Source organism: Citrobacter sp. wls718 (assembly GCF_005280945.1).
Classification (GTDB): Bacteria; Pseudomonadota; Gammaproteobacteria; order Enterobacterales; family Enterobacteriaceae; genus Citrobacter; species Citrobacter gillenii.
On sequence record NZ_SZWV01000100.1, the window covers coordinates 4,523 to 13,183 of the forward strand.

Annotated in this window: 5 protein-coding genes and 1 pseudogene; 3 read left to right on the plus strand and 3 right to left on the minus strand. The window is 55.3% G+C overall.

Annotated features, from left to right (window positions below; translation table 11 throughout):
• A partial coding sequence (locus FDW95_RS24020) for a hypothetical protein (protein WP_249359242.1) occupies window positions 1-133 on the plus strand: 133 nt, incomplete at its 5' end.
• On the opposite strand, the gene FDW95_RS18505 is transcribed toward FDW95_RS24020, so the two are convergent.
• The 3 genes from FDW95_RS18505 to aegA form a co-directional block, all read right to left on the minus strand.
• Entirely contained in the window at window positions 123-1,166 is a 1,044-nt protein-coding gene (locus FDW95_RS18505; protein ID WP_115257811.1) for a DUF1176 domain-containing protein, read from the minus strand. The two genes, FDW95_RS24020 and FDW95_RS18505, sit on opposite strands and share 11 nt — an antisense overlap.
• A 120-nt stretch (window positions 1,167-1,286) precedes the next feature.
• On the minus strand, window positions 1,287-1,865 hold the full coding sequence (gene nudK, locus FDW95_RS18510) for a GDP-mannose pyrophosphatase NudK (protein ID WP_115257810.1): 579 nt from the start codon (window positions 1,863-1,865) through the stop codon (window positions 1,287-1,289).
• A 156-nt stretch (window positions 1,866-2,021) separates the two neighbouring features.
• Entirely contained in the window at window positions 2,022-4,013 is a 1,992-nt protein-coding gene (gene aegA, locus FDW95_RS18515) for a formate-dependent uric acid utilization protein AegA (RefSeq protein WP_115257809.1), read from the minus strand.
• A gap of 261 nt (window positions 4,014-4,274) precedes the next feature.
• Here aegA and narQ point away from each other — a divergent pair, with 261 nt between their 5' ends.
• Both narQ and FDW95_RS18525 read left to right on the plus strand, forming a co-directional pair.
• On the plus strand, window positions 4,275-5,972 hold the full coding sequence (gene narQ, locus FDW95_RS18520) for a nitrate/nitrite two-component system sensor histidine kinase NarQ (protein ID WP_115257808.1): 1,698 nt from the start codon (window positions 4,275-4,277) through the stop codon (window positions 5,970-5,972).
• A 184-nt stretch (window positions 5,973-6,156) separates the two neighbouring features.
• Window positions 6,157-8,661, plus strand: a pseudogene (locus tag FDW95_RS18525) (efflux RND transporter permease subunit); the annotation flags it as partial.

An 8,661-nucleotide genomic window follows, 5' to 3' on the forward strand; every position in this document is an offset into this window, starting at 1 on the left:
CGTCGGTCTGAAAGGTGCGATTGTCGGCATGACCGGCTATGGGGAATCCGCCCCGGCGGACAAATTATTCCCGTTTTTCGGCTTTACGGTGGAGAACATTGTCGAAAAAGCACATAAGGTGCTTAACGGGTGATCCACAATGTGGGCCAGGCGTCGGGGCCATGCCAGTTATCACAGCTTGGCTCCTGCGCATAACGCACCAGACGAAAACGCTGGCCGTCAAAACGCCAGCGCGTCTGGATACCGCAGTCCGACAACCCTCGGCCCTTGGCGAGCGTAATCAGCTCGCGCGATTTTTCATCGAACGCAGCATTGGTCAACTCCATATCATTGCTTTCTGCATCCGTTTTAAACGGCAGACTCAACCGCACGGAGCGGGAGGTCAGCGGTTTGCTGCGGGACACAATCCACGCCAAATCGATGGTGTTATATGCCCCGGCCTCACAGCCGATCATCAGCAGCGCTTTGTCGTCCGTTAACGCAGACACCCGCACCTCGCGACGCATCGGGTCGAGCGAACAACGCAACCCGTTTATCCGCCAGTTCCCGTAATCCAGTAGGTCGTTGCGTTCTTGTTCAGACAGCGGCGTTGGCGTGGGATTCACGATGGCCACACCTTTCAGGGCGGGTGCCGGCGGCACGCTGAGCGGCGGCTCGTCACCTTTTTGTATCCAGGCGGTTTCACTGCCTACACGTTTTTGCTGTGCGTCAATAAACAACAGCGCGGCTTTCAGTCCTCTCAGCGACAGGGTTTGCCCCCCTTTTTGCAGGGTAATAGCCTGCGCGTTTTGCACGGTCTGTAAAAAGGCGCTAATGGTGACAGGATCGTCAGTCATCAGATGCCAGGGCGTTATATTCCAGTGTTCACCGGTCAACGGCAGCGGTGCGCCGTCGAGCAGCAAACGCGGCGCAATATCTGCCTCTTTGGCATCGGGGGAGTCCAGTCCCCCCAGTTCGATGCGCAACACCGCGTCGGTATGCGCCCCGGCGCTGCGGCTTAGGGTCATCACCAGGCCGTGATGTTCACCGGTATTGCGCGCCACGCAAAAATTCTGGTTATTGCAGGTCACCTGCCAGTCGGAAAATGCCTGCTGCGCAGGAGCCGCCCACAAAAAGCGGACCGGCAGCAAACCGAGCAGAAAGATGAAAATAACGCGATAGCGCATGGACGGTACAACCCCGAAGTCAAAACCAACAACCTGAGCCGTATCTTCCTTGCGCGATTGATGAGGCTCAATCAGAATCGTCGGATTGGCCGTTATTTTGTAAAGAAATATAAATCCCGATCATGAGCCCATGAGATGTGACGACTGCAAATAGTTCAGCAATAGCACCGTTTTACCATCTCGGATCTCGCCAGTTTTGATCATCTCCAGCGCCTGCATGAAGGGGAGTTCCAGAACCTCAATATCTTCATCTTCAACGCCGCCACCGGCATTCGCCCGCTGGCTGTCACTGTATTGCGCGATAAAAAAGTGGATTAATTCGGTCACGCCGCCCGGCGACATGTACAACTCAAACAGTTTGCGCACCTCACCCACTTCATAGCCGGTCTCTTCTATCGCCTCTTTGCGAATGCAGGCTTCCGGCTCGTTGTTGTCCAGCAGTCCGGCGCAGGTTTCTATTAGCTGTCCGCTTTCGTTACCGTTGACCCAGGTCGCGACGCGAAACTGGCGGATCAACACCACGGTCTTTTTCTCCGGGTTATACAGCAGGATGGTGGCCCCGTTACCGCGATCGTAAACCTCGCGTTTGTGGCGGATGACCTCGCCGTTGCTACGGGTCAGTTCATAGGTGATATTGCGCAGGATGAAGTAGTTATCGGAAAGGACTTTGTCTTTGATGAGGGTAATTTTTTGCGACATACCGGCTCCACGGAGAGAAGTGAGCAATAATACTACGCCGTGAAACCGGGTTTGTCTTAGAACAATGTAGGCCTGATAAGCGAAGCGCCATCAGACCTATATACTGCACATTGCCGGATGGCAACGCTAACGCGTTTTATCCGGCCTACCCGCTGATTAGTGAGATTTAACTGATTTTATACCCAGCCAGTCGACGATCCCCTGTGCGGCATGACGCCCTTCCGCCATGGCCGTCACCACCAGATCGGCTCCGCGCACCGCATCCCCCCCGGCAAAAATCTTCGGGTTCGTGGTTTGATAACGGTAAGCGCTCTCAACGTCCGCAGCGATCCGCCCCCAGCTATCAACCTTCACGCCGTGCGCCTCCAGCCATGGCATGCCGTGCGGATGAAAACCAAACGCCATGATCACCGCATCTGCAGGCATCACAAATTCACTCCCGGCGATGGGAACCGGACGCTGCCGCCCCTGCGCATCAGGTTCACCGAGTTGGGTGCGTAAGAAACGCACGCCGCTGACGCGCCCTTCAGCATTCAGCACCAGCTCAACCGGCTGGACGTTAAATTCAAAGTTAGCCCCCTCTTCGCGGGCATTTTTGACCTCTTTTTTCGAGCCGGGCATGTTGGCTTCATCCCGACGGTAAGCGCAGGTGACCTGGCTTGCCCCGTGGCGCAGCGCGGTACGCACGCAGTCCATGGCCGTATCGCCGCCGCCGAGGACAACGACGTTAAGTCCGGCGGTGTCAATAAACGGCTCCTCTGGCAGTTCATCCAGTCCCATCACCTGCTTGGTATTGGCAATCAGGAACGGTAGCGCGTCATACACACCGGGGGCGTCTTCATTCGGCAGATCCGCTTTCATCGAACGATAGGTCCCGACGCCCACGAACACCGCATCGTAGTCTTCCAGCAACGCAGCCAGCGTCACGTCCTTGCCGACTTCGCAGTTCAGCTCGAAATGAATACCCATGGCACTGAAGATTTCACGACGGCGCGCCAGCAATGATTTATCCAGTTTGAAGGCCGGAATACCAAACGTCAGTAAGCCGCCAATTTCAGGATGGCGATCGAAGACGGTGGTGCTAACGCCGTTGCGGGCTAACACATCCGCACAAGCCAGCCCCGCCGGCCCCGCACCGATAATGGCGACGTGTTTATCGACTTTCTGTACATGACTTAGGTCCGGTCTCCACCCTTTGCTCAACGCGCGGTCGGAGATGTAACGTTCAATATTGCCAATGGTGACCGCACCGTGTTCATCACGTACCGTACAAGCCCCTTCGCAGAGCCGGTCCTGCGGACAGACGCGTCCGGTAATTTCCGGAAGGCAGTTGGTCTGGTGCGAAAGCTCAACCGCTGCGTCAATGTTTCCGGCTTTCACCAGTTCGATCCACTGTGGAATATGGTTGTGCAGCGGGCATGTCCACTCGCAAATACTGTGCTCGCCACACTTCAGGCAGCGGGAGGCTTCCCGTTCAGCCTGCGCCGTGCGGAACGGCAAATAAATCTCATCAAAGCTGGTTTTACGGGCTTCAATCGGCAGTTTATCGGGCTCACCGCGCGGGGGCGTGGCCCGCATTTGTTCAACTTTACTGGTGACATGCTGCGTCACTCCGCTGGCAATCGCATGCCAGGGTTGACACTCCTGACTGGCTGCGCGCAGCCTGCGTGCTTTTGAAAGACCGGCAAGTGAGCTTTCAGTCACCTGCTGTAGCGCCTGCGCCGGACAGTTCTCAACGCAGGCCGGTCCTTCTTCCCGCCCCTGACACAAATCGCACTTATGCGCGGTCGCTTTCACCTTTCCTTTCGCCACGGGAGTCAGTACGATCTGCATCGTGCCAAAAGGACAGGCAACAACGCAGGATTTACAGCCAATACACTTTTTCGCGTTCACCTGCACGCTGTCATTGTCATGACTGATTGCACCATTCGGACAGCTTCTGGCACAGGGCGCATCTTCACAGTGGCGGCAAGTCACCGCACTGCGCTGGTGTTGATGTTGATGTTGATGTTTGATGACGGTAATGCGCGGCTGAAAATGCCGTTGGCTCAGGACATGCCGCTCATCGTTATGCGCCATGACACAGGCGACCTCACAGGCGTGGCATCCCAGGCACTGTTGGCTGTTGACCATAATAAAACGATTCATGGCTTCCTTCTTTTTTGGTTGCAAAAACCTTATTCTTTATATGACTGTTATTAACCGACCCTGAAGTGAGCGGCAATGTCCATTTGCCCAGAAAGTACAACTATTTATCCAGAACCTGTGGCAGATCAATTTATTTCATCGCATATGAAATTGTGTTTCAGTTACCATCCTGTTTCATGGCGATTTTATTAACATTTAACAAATACACTGAGTCGTTCGGGCTGCAACCAGGCGCGAGGCGCATTGTGTGAGGATGTGCGAGTGACGGTAAAGCGTCCTGTCTCGGCCAGTTTAGCCAAGGCTTTTTTCTACATCGTGCTGCTGTCAATTCTCTCTACGGGCATTGCGCTGCTTACGCTCACCAGCAGTTTGCGCGACGCGGAGGCAATTAATATTGCCGGTTCCCTGCGTATGCAAAGTTATCGGCTGGGGTATGACCTGCAAAGCCAAAGCCCACAACTCAACGCCCACCGCCAGCTTTTCCAGCAGGCGTTAAACGCGCCGGCATTACAAAATCTAAACGCCTGGTATGTTCCAGAGGCGGTAAAAAGCCGCTATGGACGTCTGCATGCGAACTGGCTGGAAATGAACACCCGACTGATAAGCGGCGATTTGCCCTGGTATCAGGCCAATATCAACAACTATGTCAATCAAATCGACCTCTTCGTTCTGGCGCTGCAGCATTATGCTGAGCGCAAAGTGATGCTGGTGTTTGGCATATCGCTGGCGGGCGGGATCGGCATATTCACCCTGGTGTTCTTTACTTTGCGGCGTATTCGCCAGCAGGTAGTACGTCCACTCAATAACCTGGTGATGGCCAGCCAGCAGATTGAACACGGTCAGTTTGATATCCCCCAACTGGATACCGGCTTGCCCAACGAACTGGGGCTGCTGGCGAAGACGTTTAGCCAGATGTCGAGTGAACTGCATAAACTGTACCGCTCGCTGGAAGCCTCCGTGGCGGAGAAAACACACGACCTTCACGAAGCCAATCGCCGCCTGGAAGTGCTGTATCAGTGCTCTCAGGCGCTGAATACCAGCCAAATTGACGTGCACTGCTTCCGCCATATTTTACAGATCGTTCGCGAGCACGACGCTGCATATTTCCTGGAACTCACCGTCGGGGATAACTGGCGGATCAGCGAAGGAACGAAAAGCCCCGACCTGCCGATGCAGATCCTGCCGGTCACCATGCAAGAGACCGTCTATGGTGAACTACACTGGCAAAGCCCTAACGTAAGTGCGTCCACACCGCTGCTTAATAGCGTGTCAACCATGCTGGGTCGCGGGCTGTACTTCAATCAGGCGCAAAAACATTTTCAGCAGCTGTTGTTAATGGAAGAGCGAGCGACCATCGCGCGTGAACTCCACGACTCGCTGGCGCAGGTGCTGTCTTATTTGCGCATTCAGTTAACGCTACTGAAGCGTTCGATTCCGGAAGATAATGCCCCGGCGCAGGGCATCATGGCCGATTTCTCCCAGGCGTTGAATGATGCGTATCGCCAGTTGCGCGAGCTGCTCACCACCTTCCGCCTGACCTTACAGCAGGCCGATCTGCCTTCTGCCCTGCACGAAATGCTGGAAACGCTGCAAAACCAAACTTCGGCTAAACTGACGCTCGATTGCCGGTTACCGACGCTGGCACTGGATGCGCAAATGCAGGTGCACTTGTTGCAGATCGTTCGTGAAGCAGTGTTGAACGCCATTAAACACGCCAGTGCGAGCGAAATTGCCGTCAGCTGCGTGACCGCGCCGGATGGGAATCATACCGTGTATATCCGCGATAACGGCGTCGGTATCGGTGACCCGCAAGAACCCGCGGGACACTATGGTTTGAATATTATGCGTGAGCGAGCAGAAAGACTCAGCGGTACACTGACCTTCTCGCAACCCTCCGGGGGCGGAACGCTGGTCAGCATTAGTTTTCGATCGGCAGAGACAGAAAGTCAGCTAACGTAAAGAACAGCAATGCACCGTCTGGTCTGCACCCAGTCCAGACGGCGTTGGCACGAAAGGTATGCTGTAAACGCGTATGATAATTTACATTATCTTCTTTTTTTCTCCACGTTTGGCTCGTACCTTGCCGCTACAGTGAAGCAGGTCATACCCACAAATATACGCAGAAACACGAGGTCCCCTTTTAATGGCGAATTTTTTTATCGATCGCCCCATTTTTGCCTGGGTGTTAGCTATCCTGTTGTGTCTCACAGGAACCCTGGCTATTTTTTCGCTGCCCGTTGAGCAATATCCCGATCTGGCGCCGCCGAACGTGCGCGTCACCGCGAACTATCCAGGCGCGTCGGCACAAACGCTGGAAAACACCGTGACCCAGGTTATCGAACAGAACATGACCGGTCTCGATAACCTGATGTATATGTCGTCGCAAAGCAGCGGGACCGGCCAGGCGTCGGTGACGCTCAGTTTTGTGGCAGGGACCGATCCTGACGAAGCCGTACAGCAGGTACAAAACCAACTGCAGTCGGCGATGCGTAAGCTGCCGCAGGCGGTACAGGATCAGGGGGTGACGGTACGTAAAACCGGGGATACCAATATCCTGACTATCGCCTTTGTCTCCACCGACGGCTCAATGGACAAGCAGGATATTGCCGACTACGTGGCGAGTAATATTCAGGACCCGCTCAGCCGTATTAACGGCGTGGGGGATATTGACGCCTACGGCTCTCAATACTCCATGCGTATCTGGCTCGACCCGGCCAAGCTGAACAGCTTCCAGATGACCGCCAAAGACGTCACCGACGCTATCGAGTCGCAAAATGCGCAAATTGCAGTCGGCCAACTTGGCGGTACGCCTTCGGTGGACAAACAGGCGCTGAATGCGACGATCAATGCTCAGTCATTGCTACAAACGCCGGACGATTTCCGCGCGATTACGCTGCGCGTGAACCAGGACGGTTCCGACGTCAAACTGGGCGACGTCGCCACAGTCGAAATGGGCGCAGAGAAATACGATTACCTCAGCCGCTTTAACGGCAATCCGGCCTCCGGTCTGGGGGTTAAATTAGCCTCTGGCGCCAATGAAATGGCGACGGCGAATCTGGTTATCAATCGCCTGAATGAGCTGTAGCAATATTTCCCGCACGGACTGGAATACAAGGTGGCGTATGAAACCACCTCCTTCGTCAAAGCATCGATTATCGACGTGGTAAAAACGCTGCTGGAAGCCATCGCGCTGGTCTTCCTCGTCATGTATCTGTTCCTGCAAAACTTCCGTGCGACGCTTATCCCAACCATCGCCGTCCCGGTGGTGTTAATGGGCACCTTCTCCGTGCTCTACGCCTTTGGCTACAGCGTCAACACGCTAACGATGTTTGCGATGGTGCTGGCCATCGGCCTGCTGGTCGATGACGCCATTGTGGTGGTGGAGAACGTCGAGCGCATCATGAGCGAGGAAGGCCTCTCGCCGCGTGAAGCCACGCGGAAATCGATGGGGCAGATCCAGGGTGCGCTGGTGGGTATCGCCATGGTGCTGTCCGCGGTGTTTATCCCGATGGCCTTCTTCGGTGGCACCACCGGGGCGATTTACCGCCAATTCTCGATAACCATCGTCTCGGCAATGGTGCTGTCGGTGCTGGTGGCGATGATCCTGACCCCGGCCCTGTGCGCCACATTGCTCAAGCCGCTGCATAAGGGCGAACATCACGGTCAGACCGGGTTCTTCGGCTGGTTTAACCGCATGTTTAACCGCAATGCTGAACGCTATGAAAAAGGCGTTGCGCGAATTTTACATCGCAGCCTGCGCTGGATCCTGATCTACGGCTTGCTGCTCGGCGGCATGGTATTCCTGTTCCTGCGCCTGCCAACCTCGTTCCTGCCGCTGGAAGACCGCGGCATGTTTACCACCTCGGTGCAGCTGCCCAGCGGTTCCACGCAGCAGCAGACGTTAAAAGTGGTGGAAGAAGTCGAGAAGTATTATTTCACCCATGAAAAAGACAACATCATGTCGGTCTTCTCAACCGTCGGTTCTGGCCCTGGAGGGAACGGGCAGAACGTAGCGCGCATGTTTGTCCGCTTAAAAGACTGGGACGATCGTGACGCCACCACCGGCACCTCATTTGCCATTATCGAACGCGCCACCAAAGCGTTTAACCAGATTAAAGAGGCGCGCGTATTTGCCAGCAGCCCTCCGGCCATCAGCGGCCTGGGTAGCTCTGCCGGTTTTGATATGGAGTTGCAGGATCACGCCGGTGCGGGTCATGACGCGTTAATGGCCGCACGGGACAAATTGATAGAACTTGCCGGGAAGGACACCTCTCTCACCCGCGTACGTCATAATGGCCTCGACGACAGCCCGCAGCTGCAAATTGATATCGATCAGCGCAAAGCACAGGCGTTGGGGGTTTCTATCGATGATATTAACGACACGCTGCAAACGGCCTGGGGCTCCAGTTACGTCAATGACTTTATGGACCGCGGCCGTGTGAAAAAAGTCTACGTGCAGGCGGCGGCGGAATATCGCATGCTCCCTGACGACATCAACCTGTGGTACGTGCGCAACAATAGCGGTGGTATGGTGCCGTTCTCGGCGTTTGCCACCTCGCGCTGGGAAACCGGTTCACCGCGTCTGGAACGCTACAACGGCTACTCTGCCGTCGAGATCGTCGGCGAAGCCGCGCCCGGCGTCAGTACC

Bases quoted from the DNA above. Each gene is read 5' to 3' on its own strand.
- FDW95_RS18505 (WP_115257811.1), bottom strand. From the start codon at position 1,166: ATGCGCTATCGCGTTATTTTCATCTTTCTGCTCGGTTTGCTGCCGGTC.
- nudK (WP_115257810.1), bottom strand. From the start codon at position 1,865: ATGTCGCAAAAAATTACCCTCATCAAAGACAAAGTCCTTTCCGATAAC.
- aegA (WP_115257809.1), bottom strand. From the start codon at position 4,013: ATGAATCGTTTTATTATGGTCAACAGCCAACAGTGCCTGGGATGCCAC.